The sequence below is a fragment of the Salegentibacter sp. genome (genome assembly GCF_036568425.1).
Lineage (GTDB): Bacteria > Bacteroidota > Bacteroidia > Flavobacteriales > Flavobacteriaceae > Salegentibacter.
This window is the reverse complement of record NZ_DATCSO010000110.1, coordinates 1-20,738: the sequence shown is the minus strand read 5'-3', so window position 1 is coordinate 20,738 and position 20,738 is coordinate 1. Positions and strand designations below refer to the sequence as shown.

The 20,738-nt window shown below is 39.4% G+C and carries 18 protein-coding genes; all 18 read left to right on the top strand.

Annotated features, from left to right (window positions below; translation table 11 throughout):
* Positions 1-14: 14 nt before the first annotated feature.
* Positions 15-467 carry an SRPBCC domain-containing protein gene (locus tag VIM94_RS11105; RefSeq protein WP_332039368.1) on the top strand — a complete coding sequence of 151 codons (453 nt, stop codon included), beginning with the start codon at positions 15-17 and terminating at the stop codon, positions 465-467.
* Between the two features lie 59 nt (positions 468-526).
* On the top strand, positions 527-1,894 hold the full coding sequence (locus tag VIM94_RS11100; protein ID WP_332039367.1) for a TIGR00366 family protein: 1,368 nt from the start codon (positions 527-529) through the stop codon (positions 1,892-1,894).
* 71 nt (positions 1,895-1,965) lie between these two features.
* Positions 1,966-2,439 (top strand): hemerythrin domain-containing protein, encoded by a 474-nt coding sequence (locus VIM94_RS11095; protein ID WP_332039366.1) that lies wholly within the window; start codon positions 1,966-1,968, stop codon positions 2,437-2,439.
* A gap of 272 nt (positions 2,440-2,711) precedes the next feature.
* Positions 2,712-4,025, top strand: coding sequence for a TolC family protein (locus tag VIM94_RS11090; protein WP_332039365.1), 1,314 nt, complete (start codon positions 2,712-2,714; stop codon positions 4,023-4,025).
* Between the two features lie 48 nt (positions 4,026-4,073).
* Positions 4,074-5,144 carry an efflux RND transporter periplasmic adaptor subunit gene (locus tag VIM94_RS11085; RefSeq protein WP_332039364.1) on the top strand — a complete coding sequence of 357 codons (1,071 nt, stop codon included), beginning with the start codon at positions 4,074-4,076 and terminating at the stop codon, positions 5,142-5,144.
* 76 nt (positions 5,145-5,220) lie between these two features.
* Positions 5,221-8,484: an efflux RND transporter permease subunit gene (locus VIM94_RS11080; RefSeq protein ID WP_332039363.1), complete on the top strand. Its 3,264-nt coding sequence runs from the start codon at positions 5,221-5,223 to the stop codon at positions 8,482-8,484.
* A 64-nt stretch (positions 8,485-8,548) separates the two neighbouring features.
* A complete protein-coding gene (locus VIM94_RS11075) occupies positions 8,549-8,854 on the top strand; it encodes a hypothetical protein (protein WP_332039362.1) in 306 nt (101 codons plus the stop codon).
* A gap of 236 nt (positions 8,855-9,090) precedes the next feature.
* Positions 9,091-9,699, top strand: coding sequence for a TetR/AcrR family transcriptional regulator (locus tag VIM94_RS11070; protein ID WP_332039361.1), 609 nt, complete (start codon positions 9,091-9,093; stop codon positions 9,697-9,699).
* Between the two features lie 3 nt (positions 9,700-9,702).
* Positions 9,703-10,959 carry a TolC family protein gene (locus VIM94_RS11065; protein WP_332039360.1) on the top strand — a complete coding sequence of 419 codons (1,257 nt, stop codon included), beginning with the start codon at positions 9,703-9,705 and terminating at the stop codon, positions 10,957-10,959.
* Positions 10,960-10,984: 25 nt separating this feature from the next.
* Entirely contained in the window at positions 10,985-11,869 is an 885-nt protein-coding gene (locus VIM94_RS11060) for an HlyD family secretion protein (RefSeq protein ID WP_332039359.1), read from the top strand.
* A gap of 9 nt (positions 11,870-11,878) precedes the next feature.
* Positions 11,879-12,793, top strand: a complete 915-nt coding sequence (locus tag VIM94_RS11055) for an ABC transporter ATP-binding protein (protein WP_332039358.1) — start codon at positions 11,879-11,881, stop codon at positions 12,791-12,793.
* Positions 12,794-12,796: 3 nt separating this feature from the next.
* Positions 12,797-13,531: an ABC transporter ATP-binding protein gene (locus VIM94_RS11050; RefSeq protein WP_332039357.1), complete on the top strand. Its 735-nt coding sequence runs from the start codon at positions 12,797-12,799 to the stop codon at positions 13,529-13,531.
* Positions 13,532-13,550: 19 nt separating this feature from the next.
* Positions 13,551-14,660, top strand: a complete 1,110-nt coding sequence (locus VIM94_RS11045; protein WP_332039356.1) for an ABC transporter permease — start codon at positions 13,551-13,553, stop codon at positions 14,658-14,660.
* A 20-nt stretch (positions 14,661-14,680) separates the two neighbouring features.
* Entirely contained in the window at positions 14,681-15,802 is a 1,122-nt protein-coding gene (locus tag VIM94_RS11040) for an ABC transporter permease (protein ID WP_332039355.1), read from the top strand.
* Positions 15,803-16,623: 821 nt separating this feature from the next.
* A complete protein-coding gene (locus VIM94_RS11035; RefSeq protein ID WP_332039354.1) occupies positions 16,624-17,862 on the top strand; it encodes a DUF418 domain-containing protein in 1,239 nt (412 codons plus the stop codon).
* Positions 17,863-17,927: 65 nt separating this feature from the next.
* The gene (locus tag VIM94_RS11030; protein WP_332039353.1) at positions 17,928-18,509 is read left to right on the top strand and encodes a helix-turn-helix domain-containing protein; all 582 of its coding nucleotides are present in this window, start codon (positions 17,928-17,930) and stop codon (positions 18,507-18,509) included.
* 149 nt (positions 18,510-18,658) lie between these two features.
* Positions 18,659-19,885 carry a serine hydrolase domain-containing protein gene (locus tag VIM94_RS11025; RefSeq protein WP_332039352.1) on the top strand — a complete coding sequence of 409 codons (1,227 nt, stop codon included), beginning with the start codon at positions 18,659-18,661 and terminating at the stop codon, positions 19,883-19,885.
* A gap of 310 nt (positions 19,886-20,195) precedes the next feature.
* Positions 20,196-20,738 (top strand): phage integrase SAM-like domain-containing protein (locus tag VIM94_RS11020; protein WP_332039351.1); only part of this gene is annotated, 543 nt, incomplete at its 3' end.

The window sequence follows — 20,738 nt, the reverse complement described above, 5'->3', positions numbered from 1 at the left end:
AAAAAACCTAAACAATGCAAAAATCACTTCAGGTGAAAGCAGCCTTACAGATACAGAAATCTGTTGCCGAGGTTTTTGAAGCCATCGTAAACCCGGAAAAGATGAAAAATTATTTTATTTCTGATAGTACAGGGCCGATGGAAGAAGGAAAGGTGTTGGTTTGGAAGTTTCCGGAGTTTGAAGAGGAAGCTCCTGTTAGCATAGAGAAAATAGAAAAGGATAGGTTTATTTCCTTTCATTGGGATATAGACGATGAAGAACTGCTCACCGAAATTGAACTGCGTCCAGCCGGGAATAATTCAACTCTAGTTCGTATCACTGAAAAGAGTAGGAAGAATGATGAAAAAGGAATTCAGTGGTTACAGAATAGCACCGAGGGCTGGGCAAATTTCCTTGCCTGTTTGAAAGCTTACCTTGAGTATGGTATAAATCTCAGAGAAGGTGCCTTTGATTTTCTTCGGGAATAATTCAGACCGAACTTAAATCTTCAAAATAATTATCTTAGCGGGTAAACCAAGCAATTTTAATGTCTGTCTCCTATTTCGTAGAAAAAACATTTAAAAAACTTATTCCGGCACCATTTACCCTGGCAGTATTATTAAGCTTGCTCACTTTAGGGATAGCTTTTTTATTTACAGGTGATCACAATGGGGATTCGGCCGTGCAGATTCTGGAATTCTGGCAATCCGGAATGTGGGATCCGGCTTTGCTGGTCTTTATGGTGCAGATGATGCTTATCCTGGTGCTGGGTCACGTTTTAGTGCTTAGCAAACCTGTGGCCTGGCTAACGAGTCAGCTTACTAAAACAGTTACCAATAATGCCAGTGCGGTTATCATTGTTTCGGTCTCCACCATGCTGGTGGCCTTTTTTAACTGGGGCCTTGGGCTTATCTTTGGAGCGATTATGGCCAGAAAAGTTGCCGAAGCCTCACAGGAACGAGGTTTTAAGATCAATTATCCACTCGTAGGCGCGGCCGGTTACGTAGGTTTAATGGTTTGGCACGGCGGTATTAGCGGAAGTGCACCTTTAAAGGCTGCCGAAACCGGGCACCTGGCAAGTTTATTTCCCGGAGGTGATCCCGCTTTACTTGCACAATTACCCGATAATATCCCCACTGATACAACTATCTTTGCAAGCTGGAACCTAATCATTTTTGGGCTTTTGCTCATACTTATTCCCCTGGTGCTCTATTTGGTTTCCCGAAAAGCAGGCACCTCTTCTGTGAAACTTCAATCCCGTGAGAAAGTAAGTCTGAAGCCCGTAGTTGAGGGAGCCGAAAAACTGGATCATTCCAAATGGCTTAAACTAATTTTTGGTGTGTTGTTGTTAAGCGCATTCTTTGCCAGTTATTCTGAAGCGCTTTTTGCCGGAAACTTAACGCCCAATATGCTCAACTTCCTGATGCTTGGTTTGTGTATTCTTATGCACGATTCCTTTGTTTCTTTTCTGAAAGCACTGGAAAAAGCTATAGGTGGAGCGGCGGCTATTTTGATACAATTTCCATTATATTTTGGAATTATGGGGGTAATGCGTGAAACCGGCTTGGTGGCCGACATCGCGAGCTTTTTCGTGAGCTTCGCAACCGAACTTAGTTTGCCGGTGTACAGCTTTTTTAGTGCAGGCCTGGTAAATATCTTCGTCCCCAGTGGTGGTGGGCAGTGGGCTGTGCAAGGTCCGGTGGTTCTGGAGAGTGCCTTAAAACTGGGAGTGCCGCTAAATAAAGCGGTGATGGCCCTTGCCTACGGCGACCAAATAACCAATATGCTCCAGCCCTTCTGGGCTTTACCACTACTTGCAATCACTAACCTGAAAGCCAGGGATATTTTGCCCTATACCTTAATACTTATGCTGGTGGGCATTCTTGTTTATGTTGGCGGTTTGCTGCTGATCTGAATTATTCCGAGTATTACTTTAGTCAAAAGGATAATTCTTATCTTAGAGGTGCAACTAAAAAAAAACTGCATATGGCTGAAGCACCTAAAAACAAACCTATTAAAAGACATAAAGCGATCCAACCTTTAAGCCGGGAACACCACCAGGGGCTTTTGCTTTGCTGGAAGATAGGAAAAGGTTTTGAAAAGGATATTGAGCCGGAACGGATGATGAATTATCTGGCGTGGTTCTGGGAAAATCATCTGAAACTTCATTTTGAAATTGAAGAAAAATATGTTTTTCCTGTGCTTGGTGAAAATCATGAGTTAGTAGAACAAGCTTTGGAAGAGCACGAGCATCTAAAATATTTATTTCAGGTTAAAGAAGGTCTTGCCGATAACCTTAAAACGGTAAGGAGAGACCTGGAAGCACACATAAGATTTGAGGAGCGCATTCTATTTAATGAAGTTCAAAAGATAGCTTCTGAAGAAGATTTTCAGAAACTGAAAGAACATCACGATGAGGAAATCTCCTGCGGATTATATCAGGATGAATTCTGGATTTGAGAACAAGTTGCATAAATGTCCCTGTAACAATTGTTACTTCCGGGGCTTGTAAGGTTCTTCTATTTCTTCAGAAAAGTCAAAGAAATTTTATCAATTTTAATTAAAAAAGCCTTTGGAAGGCTTGATTTCAAAGAGTCTTGCTTTATGAATTAAATTTCTTTTTTAGGGGCTTATAGCAAATTTTTTCGAAATTCGGCCTTTTCACGACGGTAACAAGGGTTACAGGCCTGGCCTATACTGCGGCTTATTTTTGCCAACAAATTAAGTAACCCATGAAACAATATACATTCCTTTTTATATTAACAGTTCTTACGGGAAGTTTTCTCTTTGCTCAGGAGACAACGTCTCTTTCTAAGGAGGAAGCTTTGGCCAAAGTGCTTGAGAATAACCGAAGTTTAAAAATATCTGAACAGGAGTTTTTCCAGGCAAGGGCGGATTATCGACAAACCAATGCGGTGTTTTTGCCAAATATTAAAGCGTCGCATACCGGGTTAACTACAAACAACCCTTTGATGGCATTTGGCTCTAAGCTCAATCAGGAGATACTTACCCAAAATGATTTTAACCCAATCTTGCTCAATGACCCGGAACGGGTTAACAATTATGCTACAAAAATTGAGGTGCAACAACCCCTTATTAATGTAGATGGCTTTTTACAACGCCAGGCTGCCAAATCCAAAATGCAGGCCACCGAACTGCAGGGTGACCGTACCCGGGATTATGTGTTGCTGGAAGTAGAAAAGGCTTATATGGAGCTACAACTGGCTCATGAAGCAGTTGGAGTTTTGGAAAAAGCTCAGGAAGCTGCATTAGAGAATAAAAGACTGGCCGATAACAGCTTTAAACAAGGTTATTTACAGCGTGCCGATGTACTTGCAGTAGAGGTTCGGGTAAGCGAGGTGAACAACCAGTTGCAAATGGCCAGAAGTAATGTGCAAAATGCTTCAGATTATCTTTCATTTCTAATGAACGAAGGAAGTGGAAAAATCTGGATGCCAACAGATAAGTTACAGGCTGAAAGTCTTTATTCTGCTGAGAGTCTGAAGCTTTCTAATGATCGTGCCGATGTTCGTGCTATGGAATTGGCAACAGCTGCCTATGAAAAAATGAATAAAGCCGATAAAATGGCATTTCTACCCCGGCTTAATGCTTTTGGAAGCTATGAGCTTTATGACGAGGATGTTTTCCAGGGTGCGGCCAGTGGATATATGGTAGGCGCCGAACTGAGCTGGGATCTTTTCCAGGGAAGCAAACGCTTTGGGAAAGCTCAGAAGAGCAAAGCTGAATTAGAACAGTCTAAATTAGAGTTGGATCAATATAAGGCGAAAAGTCAGATGGAGATCAACCGGGCCAAGCGCAATGTAGAAGATCTATATGATAAGATGAAACGCAGTGAACTTGCCGTAGAGCAATCAGAAGAAGCTTTTCGTATAAGAACCAACAGGTTTGAGCAGGGACTTGAAAAAACGACAGACCTCCTGCAATCGGAAACCCAATTTCAGCAAAAACAACTGGAATATTTCCAGACGATTTTCGAATATAATTTCGCGAAATCCTACCTGGAATTTTTAACAAAATCAGAGTAATCACTAATTAAATATAATCTCCTTTTGGGAGAAGAAATCACACTAAAAATGAAAACAAGAATTTTACTCACTTTAGGTCTGGCAGCAACATTATTTATTAGCTGTGGCGATAATGAGAAAGAAACTTTAAGAGAAGTTGATGCCATACAGGTAACTACAAGCAACCCTGTTTCGGCTTCAGGAGGCAAACTTAGTGTTAGCGGTACTGTAGAAGCAGAGAATAATGCTACACTAAGTACCCGAATGATGGGCTACATCAATAAGGTACACGTAAACACCGGAGATAAGGTTAGAAAAGGTCAGGTTTTGGTGTCGATAAACAATGCCGATCTTCAGGCAAAGAGGGCCCAGGTAAATGCCGGCATAAACGAGGCTACTGTAGCTTTACAAAATGCTAAAAAGGATTATGAAAGATATCAGGCTTTATTTGCCGAAAACAGTGCTTCCCAGAAAGAGGTAGACGATATCACAGCTAATTATGAAATGGCTAAAGCCCGTTTGGAATCGGCTAAAGCGATGAAGAATGAAATCGATGCTCAGTTTGCTTATGCAAATATTAGAGCCCCTTTCAGCGGAGTTGTAACGAACAAATTCGTTGAAAATGGAGATATGGCCAATCCCGGAATGCCTTTGGTCGCTATTGAAGCTCCCGGAGATTTTGAAATTCGTGCAAGTGTGCCGGAATCTTCTATTGGAGAAATAAAACAAGGGGAAGAAGTTGATGTTCTTATCAGGTCTTTTAACCAGCCTCTAAAAGGAAAAGTGGTGGAGGTGAGTAGTTCTTCCAGTAATACGGGTGGTCAATTTCCGGTAAAGGTGGCTTTGGAAAAGACCGACCTTCCGGTAAGATCAGGAATGTATGCTACGCTTCAGTTTCCTATTGAAGCCGAGGAGGACACTCAGGGCCCGGTTACTATTTCTAAGGAAGCTCTAATAACTCAGGGAGACCTTCATGGGGTTTATACGGTTAGCCAACAAAACACCGCAATGCTCCGATGGCTGCGATTAGGCCGGACTTATGGCGATCAGGTTGAAGTGCTTTCAGGCCTTTCTGCAGACGAGCCCTATATAATTTCTGCTGAAGGTAAATTGTACAATGGCGTAAAGGTGAAAATGTAATTTAACCTGAAGTAATTAATCTGATATTATAAAGAATAGTCTTTCTCTTTATTGGGGAGGCTGAAAAAATATAAAAATGAAAGAAGGTTTAGCAGGAAAAATATCCAGAGGTTTTCTAGACTCTAAACTCACCATCCTATTAATGATCGTATTTATGGTGATAGGGGTTTACAGTTCGTTTTTAATACCAAGGGAAGAAGAACCCCAAATAGACGTGCCAATGGCCGATATTTTTGTGGGCTATCCCGGGGCAAGCCCTACCGAGATGGAATCGAGGGTGATAAAACCTTTAGAGAAAATCGTTTCGAACATAAAAGGAGTAGAATATGTGTATTCTACCTCTATGCAGGAACAAGGGATGGTGATTGTACAATTTTATGTAGGAGAAGATATAGAAAGGTCTTATGTGAAACTCTACAATGAGATCATGAAACATATGGACCAGATGCCGGAAGGGGTTACGCCACCCATGGTGAAAACGAGGTCTATAGATGATGTGCCCATGCTGGGGTTAACGCTTTGGAGTGAAAACTACGATGACTACCAGCTGAGGCAAATTGCCAATGAAGTAAACCACGAGATAAGCAAAGTTACAGATGTTGCCGCAACTCATAGAATGGGGGGAAGGAACAGGGAGATTCGCGTGGTGATGGATAAAAATAAAATGGCTTCGGCAGGAGTTGATCTGTTAGGTATCAGCGAGAAGATAAAAGCCAATAATACCCAGATGAGTTCAGGGAGTTTTAACCGGAATGATGCTGAATTCCTTGTAAATACAGGAAGCTTTCTTAAAACTACCGATGATGTTGAGAATTTAATTGTAGGAATCAATCAAAATCAGCCTGTGTATTTAAAGCAGGTGGCCCAGGTAATGGATGGTCCCGAATTGCCTACGGAATACGTTAATTTTGGATTTGGACAAGCCGATACTGCAATAGCCTCAGATTATCCTTCAGAATATCCCGCGGTAACCATTTCAGTGGCGAAAAGAAAAGGCGCTGATGCTATGAAGATTGCCGATCTGGTATTGGAAAAAGTGGAACATCTTAAGACCACTATTATTCCTTCAGATGTACACATTGAGGTAACCCGTAATTACGGTGAGACAGCCTCGCATAAAGTATCAGAGTTGTTATTGCACCTTATTGGAGCAATAATCGCTGTAACCATAGTTGTGATGCTAGCAATGGGCTGGCGTGGTGGTTTGGTGGTATTCCTTTCGGTGCCGGTAACTTTCGCGCTTACCTTGCTTAGTTATTACCTATTGGATTATACCTTGAATCGTATTACTCTTTTTGCTTTGGTTTTTGTAACCGGGATTGTGGTTGATGACTCGATTATTATTGCTGAAAATATGCACCGGCATTTCAAGATGCGAAGGCTTCCTTTTAAACAGGCAGCGCTCTATGCCATAAACGAAGTAGGTAACCCTACAATACTGGCTACTTTTACGGTGATCGCTTCGGTCTTGCCGATGGCCTTTGTAAGCGGATTGATGGGGCCTTATATGAGCCCGATGCCTATTGGGGCTTCTATCGCTATGATACTTTCCCTTTTTGTGGCTTTAACTATTACACCATATCTGGGGTATTTATTTCTCAGGGAAAAGGGAGATAAAAAAGGTGAAGCTCATACTGAAGGCAAAAGACTGGAGGATTCCAGTATTTATAAGATTTACAAAAGGCTGGAACAACCTCTCTTGGATAGTCCTGCGAAACGTTGGTCTGCCCTTGGTATTACTGCAGTTTTGCTTGTGGGGTCTGTAGCGATGTTTTTTACGGAGACTGTATTGGTGAAAATGTTACCCTTCGATAATAAGAACGAGTTTCAGGTGGTAATAGATATGCCTGAGGGAACTACCTTAGAGCGAACCGCTGTTGTAACCAAAGAAATAGGTCAATATCTTTCGGGCCGTCCTGAAGTAGTGAATTATCAATCTTATGTAGGAACTTCGGCTCCAATAACCTTTAACGGACTGGTGCGTCATTATGATATGCGGGGAGCTTCCAATACCGCCGATATTCAAGTGAATATCACTGATAGAGGTGAGCGTAGTGCCCAAAGTCATGATATCGCGAAATTAGTGCGACCAGATATTCAGAAGATTGCTTCAAAATATGGAGCCAACGTAAAGATCGTTGAGGTTCCGCCGGGACCTCCGGTACTTTCAACCATTGTTGCTGAAATCTATGGCCCCGACTACGAAAAGCAGATCGGGGTAGCCAATGAGGTTAAGAATATATTGAACAATACCACCGATGTTGTAGACGTAGACTGGATGGTAGAAGCCGATCAAACCGAATTTGTTTATGAAATTGACCGGGAGAAAGCTATGCGCTACGGAGTGGCTCCTCAGCAGATTGTTTACACATTAAGATCGGCCTTAGGTGATAAAGCGGTAACGTATTTATACGATGAAGATGCTACTGAAAGAGTAGGAATTCAACTTGCCCTGGCTGAACAGGAAAAAGCAAGTCCAGAGGCAATAGCACAATTGGAGATAGTTTCTGCCCAGGGAAATATGGTGTCGGTTGGAGATTTGGTAAATATTCAGGAAAGTATCCTGGATAAAAGTATTTACCGCAAGAACCAGAAGCGTGTAGTTTATGTGCTTGGGGATATGGCGGGAACCCTGGAGAGTCCTGTTTATGCTATTTTGGGTATGGAAGAAAAATTAAAAGAGATTCCATTGCCGGCTGGTTATACTATGAATGAATTGTATTTAGAGCAACCTGAAAAGGAAGACGATTATACGGTGAAATGGGATGGAGAATGGCAAATCACCCTGGAAGTTTTCCGGGACCTGGGAATTGCATTCCTCGGAGTTATCATCATCATTTATATGCTGATAGTTGGCTGGTTCCAGGACTTTAAAACCCCAATTGTAATGATGGTGGCTATACCGCTCTCCATGGTGGGAATCGTGTTGGGGCACTGGATTATGGGTGCTTTCTTTACCGCAACTTCCTTTATTGGGATGATTGCACTTGCGGGAATCATGGTGCGGAATTCCGTCTTACTCATAGACTTTGTTAATCTTAGGTTAGAAGATGGAATTCCTCTTAAACAGGCCATCATTGAAGCCGGAGCAGTGAGGACCACACCAATTTTGTTAACTGCGGGAACGGTGGTAATTGGTGCCTTTGTGATTCTTTTCGATCCAATTTTCCAGGGATTGGCAATTTCCCTGATGGGAGGAACTATTGGCTCGACTTTCCTTACGTTACTAGTTGTTCCCGTGGTATACTATCTTCTTGTAAGAAAGAAGTATCCTGAAGATAAACAAACAGCCAGAAGGGCTAAGATTGAGGAAGATGAAACAAAGGAAATTGAAGGCTAATTATTGTAAATTTAATTGGAAGATTAACCACAGTTTTTTTTAATACTGATATAAACATAAACCGATGAAATTATTAATGGTAACTACAGTTGCTGAATACCAGAAAGGAGTACTTAAACTTTTTAAAGAAGCAGGGATTGAGGCCTTCAGTACCTCTGAGATAGATGGCTATAAAAATAATGATTCCCTTGTAGCAACCCAAAGCTGGTTTCCCAGCGAAAAAGGAGGGAGCGAATCACTTTTGTACTTCTCCTTTACTAAAAATAATAAGATAGATCAGTTTTTTAAGCTGGTTGAAGAATATAATAAACACCTGGAAACAGATAACCCAATACGGGTTGTAGTGCTACCAGTAGAAAGAGCAATTTAGGAGGAATCCTGGATTTTGCAAGTGGGATAGACGGCAGGAGTTAATATAAGCTCCCAAATGTTCTTTTCTCATATTAATTAGGTTTTTTAGGTTAGAGACCACTTCCAGAAATGGAGGTGGTCTCGTTTTATAAAAGCTTGCTAGCTGCCTAATAAACTTTAACACTTTTAAGACTTGTTCTTTAACTTTTAAATTTAACTTTGTTAACCAAATGGTTAAACCATGTAGTTAAAAAAATGAAATCTAAACACGAAAATACCGAGGCAGAGATATTGCAAGCCGCGAAAAGTATCTTTCAGCAAAAAGGTATGGCCGGAAGCAGGATGCAGGAGATTGCGGATAAAGCCGGGATTAACAAAGCGATGTTGCATTATTATTTCCGAAGCAAGCAAATGCTTTTTGAAGCCGTATTTAAAAATGCCTTTAAGCTTCTGGCTCCGCAGTTAAAGAAGATTCTCGATGAGGATACCGATCTTTTTGATAAGATAAGAGGTTTTACCAACAGCTATATATCTTTTGTGATAAAACATCCTTACCTCCCCAATTTTATAATACAGGAGTTAAATAAAAATCCTGATTTTATTGAACGTCTGAGAACAGACAAAGACTTCCCTAATATTAAAAAGTTCAAGCTACAGGTTGAAGACAATGTAGCCCGGGGCGTCATTAAACCTATTAGTGGGGAACAACTGTTTATCAATATTATGTCGTTAAATATCCTGCCTTTTATCGCGGCACCTTTGTTTAAAGGTTTTCTGGATACAAACGATAAAGAATATCATGCTTTAATGGATCAAAGAAAAACAGAAGTTGCCGAATTTATTATTAATTCCATAAGACTGTAGAAAATGAGATTTTTAAGTGTAATTATAATTTTCCTGTCTACTTTTTCTGTGGAAGCACAGGATATTCTTAGGCTTGAGGAAAGTTATGAGCTGGCAGAGAAAAACTATCCCCTGGCCAGAAAAGTAGAGTTATTGGATACTAAAACCAAAGCTGAAGTCGCAGAAATTCGAAAAGATAAACTGCCCAGTATAAATCTTAATGCCCAGGCACATTATCAGTCTGAGGTGATTTCTTTTCCTTTCCAGCTTCCTAATACAACTATGGAAGCACCAAATAATGATCAATACAGGGCTACTCTTGATGTGAACCAGTTAATTTATAAGGGAAGGAGCGTCAACGCAAGAGCGGCATTAAAAGAAGCCGAGTTAAAAACAATTGAACAGGAGGTTGCTGTAAATCTATATCAGTTAAAAGGCCGGATAAATCAGTTGTATTTTTCTGTGTTGCTATTACAGGAGCAGGAAATTCTTTTGCTGTCTAAACAGGAGCAACTAGAGTCGCAAATTAATGAGGTTGAAACCGGAGTAAAATATGGTGCTGTATTGGCTTCTTCAGCAGATGTGCTGAGAGCTGAGCAGCTGAAAATCGATCAGCATCTTATTCAGGTAAGGGCCGACAGGAAGAAACTCCGTGAAAACCTGGCTACTTTGCTTAATATTGAAATAGGTGAGCATGTCATTCTTGAAAAACCCGGCACCTGGGAGATAGAATTAACTGAAAATAATCGACCGGAATTGGAACTTTTTGATTTGAAGAAACAACAGTTGGAAGCTTCAAAAGAAGTGATTTCAAAATCCACGGTTCCGAGTCTTTCAGGATTTGCACAGGCAGGTTATGGGAATCCGGGCTTAAATATGCTGGAGAATTCCTTTCAGGATTTTTATATGGTCGGCTTGAGGCTTAGCTGGAATGTTTTGGATTGGGGGAAAAACAAAGAGGCTAAAAAGGCCCTGGATATTTCTCAGGATATCATTGAAGCCGAAAAAGAAAGCTTTTTGATTAATAACAAAATGGAATTACAGGAAGCCGAAAATGAAATTTTGAAGATGGAGCAAACAATCGAAACCGATAATGAGATTCTAGCTTTAAGGGAAAAAGTAATTAAAGCTTCAGCATCCCAACTGAAAAATGGAGTGATCACCTCTTCAGAATATCTTACCGAGTTCAATAAACTTTTTGAATCCAAAATTGATCAGAAAGTACACGAAATTCAGCTGGCTCTTGCCCGGGCCAATTTCAAAATAGCAAAAGGCAATTAATAACTCAATTCAGAAATCAGAAATAATGAAAAGAATAAGTATCATAATTACTCAGGTCTTGCTTTTTGGAGGCCTTGTTTCCTGTAGCGATGAGGAGAAAGCTGATGGTTACGGGAATTTTGAAGCCACCGAAATCACCGTTTCAGCTGAGGCTAACGGTAAAATAGAGTACCTGAACCTTGAAGAAGGTGATCTCCTTGAAAAAGGAGAGTTAGTAGGAATAATAGACACCCTGCAACTGCATTATAGCAAACAGCAGTTGATAGCTTCAAAAAGATCTGTCTCTTCTAAATCCCGGAATGTTCTTTCTCAAATTGGAGTTTTGGAGGAGCAACTCAAAACCGCTAAAAATGAGAAGGAGAGAATAAACAAGATGTATGAGGAAGAGGCAGCTACTAAGAGGCAGTTGGATGATGTTGAAGGGAAGGTTCGTGTTTTGCAACAGCAAATTAGAAGCGTGCAAACCCAGAATGCTCCTATTTTGAATGAGTTGGAAAGCCTGGATGTACAAATTGCTAAAATCGAAGATCAGATAGAAAAAAGTAAAATTATAAATCCCGTAGAAGGCACCGTTCTTTCGAAATATGCTGAACCCGGGGAGATCACTTCTTTTGGTAGACCTATATATAAAATTGCTGATCTGGACGAGATGACTTTACGGGTTTTTATAAGTGAAACCCAGCTTCCTGATGTGAAATTAGGTGAGGAAGTAAATGTGAAAATAGACGCTCCTGATGGTATGGCAAGCTTTCCTGGAAAAGTAAGCTGGATTTCTTCTTCGGCGGAATTTACTCCGAAGATCATTCAGACTAAAGAAGAACGGGTTAACCTGGTCTATGCTGTTAAAATTAAAGTGAAAAATGAGGGTAGCCTGAAAATCGGGATGCCTGCAGAAATGTGGTTGGAATAAGAGCGTGCAATGAGTATTAGTATCAAAAATATTAGTAAATCCTACAAAAAGTTAAAGGCTCTGGACGATGTTTCCCTGGAGATAAAGCAAGGAGAACTTTTTGGTCTTATTGGCCCCGATGGAGCAGGAAAAACCACTCTTTTTAGAATACTCACTACCCTGTTGTTTGCAGATGAAGGAACGGCGACTGTGGCTGGCTACGATGTAGTGAAGGATTATAAGAGCATCCGTCGATCTGTTGGCTATATGCCGGGCAAATTTTCATTATATCAGGATTTAAGCGTAGAAGAAAACCTCAATTTTTTTGCGACCATCTTCGGTACAACCATAGAGGAGAATTACGAATTGATTAAGGATATATATATACAAATAGAACCCTTTAAAGATCGCCGGGCTGGAAAACTTTCTGGAGGAATGAAGCAGAAATTGGCTTTGAGTTGTGCTTTGATCCATAAACCAAAAGTGCTTTTTCTTGATGAACCTACCACTGGAGTTGATCCTGTTTCCCGAAAAGAATTCTGGGAAATGCTTAAACGATTACGCGAAAAGGGAATTAGTATTTTGGTTTCCACTCCTTACATGGATGAAGCTGAGCTATGCGACAGAATCGCCTTAATTCAGGGAGGAAAAATACTTAGGGTGGATAGCCCGGAAAATATTATTGAAAAACATCCAAAACAAATCTATAATGTTCGTTCCAGGGAGACTTACAAATTAATTCAGGATCTAAAGGATTATCCGGGTAGTGAAAGCGTCTTTGCGTTTGGCGAGTATATACATTTCACCTCCTCAGAAGAAACATTTGAATTGCAGGAACTTAAAGAATACTTGCTTGAAAAGGAACACGAAGAACTGGAGATCCATGCTGCCGAAGCCAGTGTAGAAGATGTATTTATGGATCTGGCTTCATCTTCAGAAACTTAGAAAATGGAAAAGGAAAAAGTTATAGAAGTTAAGGAGCTCACCAAAAAGTTTGGAGATTTTACCGCTGTTAATAGCATTTCCTTTGATGTTTTTAAAGGAGAGATTTTTGGATTCCTCGGGGCTAACGGAGCAGGCAAGACTACGGCTATGAAAATGCTTATCGGAATATCTAAACCTACTTCCGGTGATGCTATGGTAAGTCATTTTGATGTGCACAGCCAGGCCGATGAGGTGAAGAAAAATATAGGTTATATGAGTCAGAAATTCTCTATGTACGATGATCTCACAATTAGGGAGAACATCAAATTCTTTGGAGGTATTTATGGGCTAAGCAGAAAGCATATAAAAGAAAAAACCGGGAAGTTGCTTGAGGAACTTCAATTACAGGAAGTAGCCGATTCTTTAGTGGGTTCTTTGCCTTTGGGGTGGAAACAGAAGCTGGCTTTTATGGTTTCCCTCTTACACGAGCCTCAAATCGTTTTTCTGGATGAACCTACCGGTGGTGTAGATCCTATAACCCGCCGACAGTTTTGGGAGCTTATCTACGCTGAAGCTCATAAGGGTACCACCATCTTTGTGACCACCCATTATATGGATGAAGCTGAATATTGTGACAGAGTTTCCATTATGGTGGAAGGAAAAATAGAAGCTCTGGATACGCCTAAAAAACTGAAGCAAAGTTTTAATGCTGATTCTATGAACGGAGTATTTCTGAAACTGGCAAGAAACGTAGAATGATGCTAATCTGAAGTTAAAGATGTTTGAACGATTTAAAGGTTTTGTAAATAAAGAATTCTATCACATCTTTCGTGATAAGCGTTCTATGATCATACTTTTTGGAATGCCTATAGTGCAGATCCTGCTTTTTGGATTCGCCATTACTAACGAAATAAATAACGTAGAAATAGCTATTCTGGATAAATCTGCAGATTCAGAAACCGAGATCATTATCAATAAGCTCAATGCCTCCCCCTATTTTAATATTGAAAGTGAAGTGCGGAGCGAAAAGGAGGTCGAGGAGGTCTTTCAGAAAGGAAGAGTTAAGGCGGTGCTGGTTTTTGAAAAAGATTTTGCAAATAATCTCCAGATTTTAAATCAGGCCAATGTACAGGTCATAACAGATGCTACCGATCCCAATACGGCTAATACCATAAGTAATTACGTGCAATCCATTCTCCAGCATCATAGTGACGAAATTAATCTCCAAACTGAAGCTCCTTATAAGCTGGAAGTAAAATCCCAGATGTTTTATAACCCGGAATTAAAAAGTGTTTACAACTTTGTTCCAGGGGTAATGACGGTAATATTAATGCTGGTTTCGGCAATGATGACTTCTATCTCTATCACCCGGGAGAAAGAACAGGGAACGATGGAAATTCTTTTGGTGTCACCTCTTAAACCAATTCAGGTAGTAGTTGGAAAGGTCTTCCCTTATATCTTTCTATCAGTGATCAATGCGATAATTATTTTATTGCTTGGTTTTTTGGTTTTTCAGGTTCCAGTGGAGGGGAGTCTGATTCTCTTAGCTCTTGAGAGTGTCTTGTTTATTATTACTGCATTAAGCCTTGGAGTTCTTATTTCTACAATTGCAGCAACTCAGCAAGCCGCCCTGATGATGTCTCTGATGGGCTTGATGCTTCCGGTTATTTTGTTGTCGGGGTTTATTTTTCCGATCTCGAGTATGCCTGAGCCACTTCAGGTACTTAGTAATATTATTCCTGCGAAGTGGTTTATCATAATTCTAAAAGGAATTATGCTTAAAGGGGTGGGAATAGCATTCCTATGGAAAGAGACCCTTATCCTTATCACTATGGCTCTTGTGTTTATCGGGATAAGTGTAAAAAAGTATAAGATCAGACTGGAATAAAAATAGGGGAGGAGAGAAAAATGAAAACCATAAAATACATAGTTCAGAAGGAGTTTAAGCAAATTATGCGTAACAAAGGAATGCTGCCTATCATCTTCGTTATGCCTTTATTGCAGTTGATTATACTTTCAAACGCAGCGACCTTTGAGGTGAATAATATACGGCTGTCTTATATAGATCAGGATCAGACTTCGCTTTCCCGGGAATTGATCAGTAAATTTGAAGCTTCCGAATATTTTTCGGTCTTAGGAGTATACCCTTCAAAAAAAGAGGCTGATAATGCCCTGAAAAGAGGAGAAGTTGATGTTGTTCTGGAAATCCCCCGATATTTTGAGCGGGACCTTGTTAGGGAAAAAAGAAATTCGTTAGCAGTTTACCTCAATGCAATAGATGGTGCCAAAGCCGGAGTAGAAAATGTTTACCTTAACCGGGTTGTGAGGGATTTTAACAGGAAGATTTCTGTGGAATTAATGCAACCGGAAGACCGTACGCTTAAGCAAATGAACATTCTCACCATCCCTTCTTTCTGGTATAATGAAACTCTTAATTATAAGACCTTCATGGTGCCGGGAATTCTGGTGCTATTAGTTACTATGCTAACCCTCTTCCTTTCAGGAATGAATATCGTTAGAGAAAAGGAAGTAGGAACTCTCGAACAAATAAACGTAACCCCCATTAAAAAATATCAGTTCATCATCGGCAAATTATTTCCTTTCTGGGTTTTGGGAATAATAATACTTAGCGTGGGGCTTTTAATTGCCAGGGTGGTCTTCAATGTGCCAATTGTTGGGAATATTGGATTGATCTACTTGTTTACAGCGGTGTATCTTCTTGTTATACTTGGAATGGGCCTTTTTATCTCAAATTATACCGATACCCAGCAACAGGCGATGTTTATTGCATGGTTTTTTATTGTGGTTTTTATCCTGATGAGTGGTTTGTTTACCCCTATTGAAAGTATGCCCGATTGGGCACAGAAATTAACCCTTTTAAACCCGATTCGCTATTTTGTAGAGGTCATTAGAATGGTAATGTTAAAAGGATCTGGATTAGGTGATATTTTATGGCATTTTGGGGTGATGAGCTTTTTTGCTGTCGTTCTGAACGCTCTGGCTGTATGGAGTTATCGCAAAACAAACTAGCTTGGTTAGGAAAGAAAATTAATTAAGTACATGAAAAGATTACTTTATTATACCGCCTTAGGGTTCTTTCTGATTTTCACCCTGTTACTTTTTATCTCAGCAGTAGTGTAATCTCAATTGGTTTGGAATTGCTGTTTGTGGTTTGGATAAACTTTATCGCTTCCTTGCTTTATCTCGGTGCAACAGGATACTGATAAAAATGGAGTCCTTAAAGATTTTTGTATTTTTTAACTAATAAGTTAGTTAAACTAATATTTTAGTTATATTTGAGGAAACTTTAATCATGAAAACGATTTTTTTATTTTCTATTCTTTTCCTTATCAGCTTTAATTTTTCTGCGCAAAGTAAGGCCTGAATTCAGGCTCAGTTTGATCAGATATTTGAAATCAAAAAGGAAAAATTCAACCATATGCCTTTGGGTGGTATGTCCAGGATTATAGAGGGGAAAAACTTATTTGGCATGCCGGATGGGATGAGGAAGCAGGATTTACAGCCTTATATCTTAAAATCCCTGAAAGAAAATTGACTTTAATAATTCTTGCAAACAGTGAAGGAATGTGGTGGGGGAATCCTTTAGACAAAGCAGAAGTTCATAGATCCCTGTTTGCCAGATTAATCCTTGATAAATCTCTTAATAAAGGATCAGAATAATGAGGTTTAGAAATTTACATCTCATTTCAGGATAAATCTTTAAGAAAAAAATCACTTGGAATCTCATTAAGGATTTTTGCTGAGAAAAATTCTACGTGGCTTTATATTCAACAGAAAAGTTGAAATCAGAAAAACATAGTATTGTCTAAAAAATCTATCTCCATCATTTTATGAGCAATTCAATTCAGGTATCTCCAACAAAACAGAAAAAACGAATTGAACTTCTGGATATATTCCGCGGTTTTGCAGTCCTGGGAATTTTTGTGGTTAACATTGAAATTATGAATAGCACCTTCGTAAACCAGGAGGTGTTCAGCCAACAGTGGACTTCCACTATAGACCAAATTGCGGTAAAGATCCTTCAGTTATTTTTTTACAGTAAGTTTTTTCCAATATTCTCACTTCTTTTCGGCCTGGGAATTTCTATGCAGGCACTCAAATTATACGAGAGGAAGGAGCTGACATTTTCCTTTTTCCTAAGGAGAATGTTCGCCTTATTTATTATCGGGTTACTGCATATAATTTTACTATGGTCGGGAGACGTACTTCATTTATACGCCATGCTGGGGTTGTTGGTGACACTATTGATTAGGATTTCCAATAGAATGTTGCTGATTCTATCTGCTTTCTTTTTGTTGTTTCCTTATTATGACCAGATCTTTGGTGCTTTATTTAATTACCTTGACTATCAGCCTCATTTATATTTAAAAGATTATGCGGGAGCCGAAGTAGTGAGGATCATTAGTGAAGGAACCTACCTGGAAGGAATAAAACTCCGATTTCTTGAATACATGTCTAACATCCCGATTTTATATTCATTCCTGGCTCCTGTAGCGCTTTCCATGTTTCTGTTGGGGCTTTATTTTGGGAAAAAGAAAATCTGGAAATCTCTGGAGGCTTTTATCGAGAAAATAAAGAAACCTGTAATTTTCATTGCCATTCTTACGAATTGTTACAGGATCCTGTTTTTATTTTATCTTCCGGAATTAGAGATTTACAGAAACGAAAGTCTCCGACCACTTTTCTTTAAATTCATGTTTTTGTCAGATATCGTAATGGGTCTGTTTTACCTTTGGGGAATTGGATGGATTTGGTATAACAGCAAATTTCAGCGCATTTTCAATCCTTTCAAATACGTGGGTAGAATGGCGCTTACGAATTATGTGATGCACAGTGTATTTGGAGTCATACTTTTTTCTTCACTCGGATTTAAACTTTATGAAAGCTTAAGTCCAATACAAACTTTACTAAGTGCAGTGGCTGTCTTTATTTTTCAAGTAATTTACAGTAAAATCTGGCTAACTTATTTTCTTTATGGTCCTCTGGAATGGGTGTGGCGATGTTTGACTTACCGAGAAATATTGCCCATCCGGAAGCTTGAATATTCAGAAGTTGCCGTGAGTAATTAGAGAGATAAGGCTTAAACCGGAGTTGAATCAACAATTTGTAAATTAGTGGCTTGAAAAACGCTTAAATGCCTTCGGAAATAACTCAAAAAGCTACGGTTGCTAAAAATTTACGTGATCAGAGAAAACGTAAAGGTTGGTCGCAGGAAAAATTATCTGAAAGTTCCGGGGTAGCTGTTCGAACAATTCAAAGAATTGAAAATGCTAAAGTAGAACCTCACCTACAAACATTAGCTTTACTTGCAGGTTCATTAGAACTTGAAGTCCATGAGCTCTTGTCCGGAGGATTTGCTGAAGATGAAAAATTATCCGGTGCATCTGAAAGAAAATGGCTTTTAATGTTTCATCTTTCGCCGTTGATAGGTTTTATCATTCCTTTTGGAAATATTATTGTACCGCTTATTCTTTGGGCATACAAGCGGAGTGATCATCCAATTTATGATGAGCATGGAAGGGCGGTAATTAATTTTCACCTGACTGTTAGCCTTGCCTTTTTACTTGGTGTTTTCTTGCTTTTGATGCTTTTCGAGATGGGGTTAATTCTTCTTATACTCATTTCAATCTTTACTCTTTCCCAAATTATTTTGAACACACAAAAAATGCTGAAGGACGAAACCTTTAAATATCCATTAGTTATAAAATTTCTCTAAAATTAAGAAAGCCTATTCCCCAATGCTGTGGATTACAAGTATTAAGATCAGGAAGTCGGGTAAGTGACGGGTAGATGTCGTGGTTCTATAGCTCTCTGAACATTAAATTTGGGTCATTGTTTCAATATGAATTTTAAACTAAGACTAATATGTTCAAACAAATTTTATATTCAGTTTCGGCCATACTATTTTGCATTAATTTTTCTCTTGGTCAGGAAGGAGTAATTCAAAAAATAGATGGAGGTAAGATCACTTCAGTAGAAATAGAGGAAGCGGTCAAAAGACTGATGGATACAGCTGATGTTACCGGGCTGGCAATATCGGTTCTCAATAACAATCAGGTGGTTTATCAGAAAGCATTTGGTCTTCGTAATGCTGTTGAAAAGGATATACTGAAGGAGAACACGATCTTTTACGGGGCTTCCTTGAGTAAAGCAGTTTTTTCTGTTCTGGTTATGCAGCTTGTAGAAGAAGGTATTATTGATCTTGACACTCCTCTTCAAAATTATCTTGAAAAACCTCTTCCAGACTATGAATTTTCGAAAAGTTGGAAAGGTTATCACCACTTAAAAGGGGATAAGAGGTATGAAAAAATAACTGCTCGCATGTGTCTGACTCATACCACCGGCTTTCCAAACTGGCGTTTTTTAACCAACCGTGGGCATGATCCACAAGGTGAGCTGTATTTCCAGTTCGAGCCTGGAGCCCGATATAGTTACTCTGGGGAAGGTTTAAGTCTGTTACAGTTCGTGATCGAGGGAATAACGGGGAAAGGACTCGAAGAAATGGCGCAGGAGCGGATCTTTCGGCCATTAAGCATGGATAGAACAAGCTATATCTACGTTTTGCGAGAAAAGTTTAAAGGTCAATATGCTTACGGACATACAAAAAATCAAACTCTTGTTCCCTTTGATGAGGCAGATGATGCCGGAGCAGCTGGCAGTCTTGGTACAAGCTTAGCAGATTACTCCAGGTTTTTGCAAGCCGTCTTAGATCAAAAATTATTGCAAAAAGAGTCTTATAATGAGATGTTTAAGCAGCAAATCTCCATTAAAAGCAAGCAACAGTTTGGACCCAATGCCCTGGTGGAAACCAGTGAGAACGAAGATATAGACTTAGGTTATGGGTTAGGCTGGGGCGTATTAGATACACCCTATGGCAAAGGAATTTTCAAAGAAGGACATTCAGAAGGTTTTCAGCATTATTCTATAATTTTCCCCGAAACTGGTATAGGAGTACTCATTTTGTCCAATAGCGATAACGGGGAAAGCATTTTTAAAGAATTACTGGAAAAAACCATTGGAGATACATTTACTCCGTGGAAATGGGAAAATTATATTCCCTATGATTACGAGAACGAGCCTTTAGAGAATTGATCAGGCAATACCCATCAAAAAGCCGTACAGGCACTTTTACTTTCCCGCCAGATAAGGCTATTACTCATTTAGGTAAAAGCTTAAACCAAAAAACCCCGACTAAAAGTCAGGGCTTTCAAGGTGGTGCCTCCAGTACCAGTTTTGCCCCGTCAAAAAATTTAACATATATCATTAAAACTCAGTAAAACCATTGTGAATTAAGGGGTTTAAGTGAAATCGTTAAACTTACTTATCTCTTGGGTATCCACAATTATGCTTAAATTTGTACCCTTATTTGTACCTTTTTGGTCAAAACATAATAAATCGGGGGATGGAAACTAGAGCAAAAGGCACTGTTAGATTTGCTTTCAAAAGCAAAAATGAAGCTGCTAAAAACAAAAAAGAGGAATTTTATATTTACCTCTTCTTTACTTACGGATCACAGCGTTTAAAATACGGAACCGGAATAAAAGCCAGGTATGATGAATGGGATTTCAAAAAGCAGCGATTAAAAAACATAACCCGAAAATATAAAGATGAGGATAATAATTACCTGGATGATATAAGCAGTGCCATTATCGATGTTTATAAAGAAGGGGCAAGGGACGCAGAAAATATCTCCCCACTCTTTCTGCGAAACCGGTTAAAATCATATCTAAAGAATGAAACCAGAGAAAAAACCGTCCAATCAAAACTCACCTTCACCGAACTAATAGATAAATACATCACCTATAAAAAGGGCAGCATCGCACCGGTGACTATAAGAGTATATAATCAAGCATTAAACCTCATTAAAGAATTCGAATCCCATTTCGGGAGAAAATTAGAGCTGGAAGAAATAAACCCAACATTCCACAAAAACTTCACCTACTTC

Bases quoted from the DNA above. Each gene is read 5' to 3' on its own strand.
- VIM94_RS11050 (WP_332039357.1), top strand. From the start codon at position 12,797: ATGGAAAAGGAAAAAGTTATAGAAGTTAAGGAGCTCACCAAAAAGTTT.
- VIM94_RS11070 (WP_332039361.1), top strand. From the start codon at position 9,091: ATGAAATCTAAACACGAAAATACCGAGGCAGAGATATTGCAAGCCGCG.
- VIM94_RS11090 (WP_332039365.1), top strand. From the start codon at position 2,712: ATGAAACAATATACATTCCTTTTTATATTAACAGTTCTTACGGGAAGT.
- VIM94_RS11055 (WP_332039358.1), top strand. From the start codon at position 11,879: ATGAGTATTAGTATCAAAAATATTAGTAAATCCTACAAAAAGTTAAAG.
- VIM94_RS11040 (WP_332039355.1), top strand. From the start codon at position 14,681: ATGAAAACCATAAAATACATAGTTCAGAAGGAGTTTAAGCAAATTATG.
- VIM94_RS11060 (WP_332039359.1), top strand. From the start codon at position 10,985: ATGAAAAGAATAAGTATCATAATTACTCAGGTCTTGCTTTTTGGAGGC.
- VIM94_RS11025 (WP_332039352.1), top strand. From the start codon at position 18,659: ATGTTCAAACAAATTTTATATTCAGTTTCGGCCATACTATTTTGCATT.
- VIM94_RS11100 (WP_332039367.1), top strand. From the start codon at position 527: ATGTCTGTCTCCTATTTCGTAGAAAAAACATTTAAAAAACTTATTCCG.
- VIM94_RS11085 (WP_332039364.1), top strand. From the start codon at position 4,074: ATGAAAACAAGAATTTTACTCACTTTAGGTCTGGCAGCAACATTATTT.
- VIM94_RS11030 (WP_332039353.1), top strand. From the start codon at position 17,928: ATGCCTTCGGAAATAACTCAAAAAGCTACGGTTGCTAAAAATTTACGT.
- VIM94_RS11080 (WP_332039363.1), top strand. From the start codon at position 5,221: ATGAAAGAAGGTTTAGCAGGAAAAATATCCAGAGGTTTTCTAGACTCT.
- VIM94_RS11095 (WP_332039366.1), top strand. From the start codon at position 1,966: ATGGCTGAAGCACCTAAAAACAAACCTATTAAAAGACATAAAGCGATC.
- VIM94_RS11035 (WP_332039354.1), top strand. From the start codon at position 16,624: ATGAGCAATTCAATTCAGGTATCTCCAACAAAACAGAAAAAACGAATT.
- VIM94_RS11065 (WP_332039360.1), top strand. From the start codon at position 9,703: ATGAGATTTTTAAGTGTAATTATAATTTTCCTGTCTACTTTTTCTGTG.
- VIM94_RS11105 (WP_332039368.1), top strand. From the start codon at position 15: ATGCAAAAATCACTTCAGGTGAAAGCAGCCTTACAGATACAGAAATCT.
- VIM94_RS11075 (WP_332039362.1), top strand. From the start codon at position 8,549: ATGAAATTATTAATGGTAACTACAGTTGCTGAATACCAGAAAGGAGTA.
- VIM94_RS11045 (WP_332039356.1), top strand. From the start codon at position 13,551: ATGTTTGAACGATTTAAAGGTTTTGTAAATAAAGAATTCTATCACATC.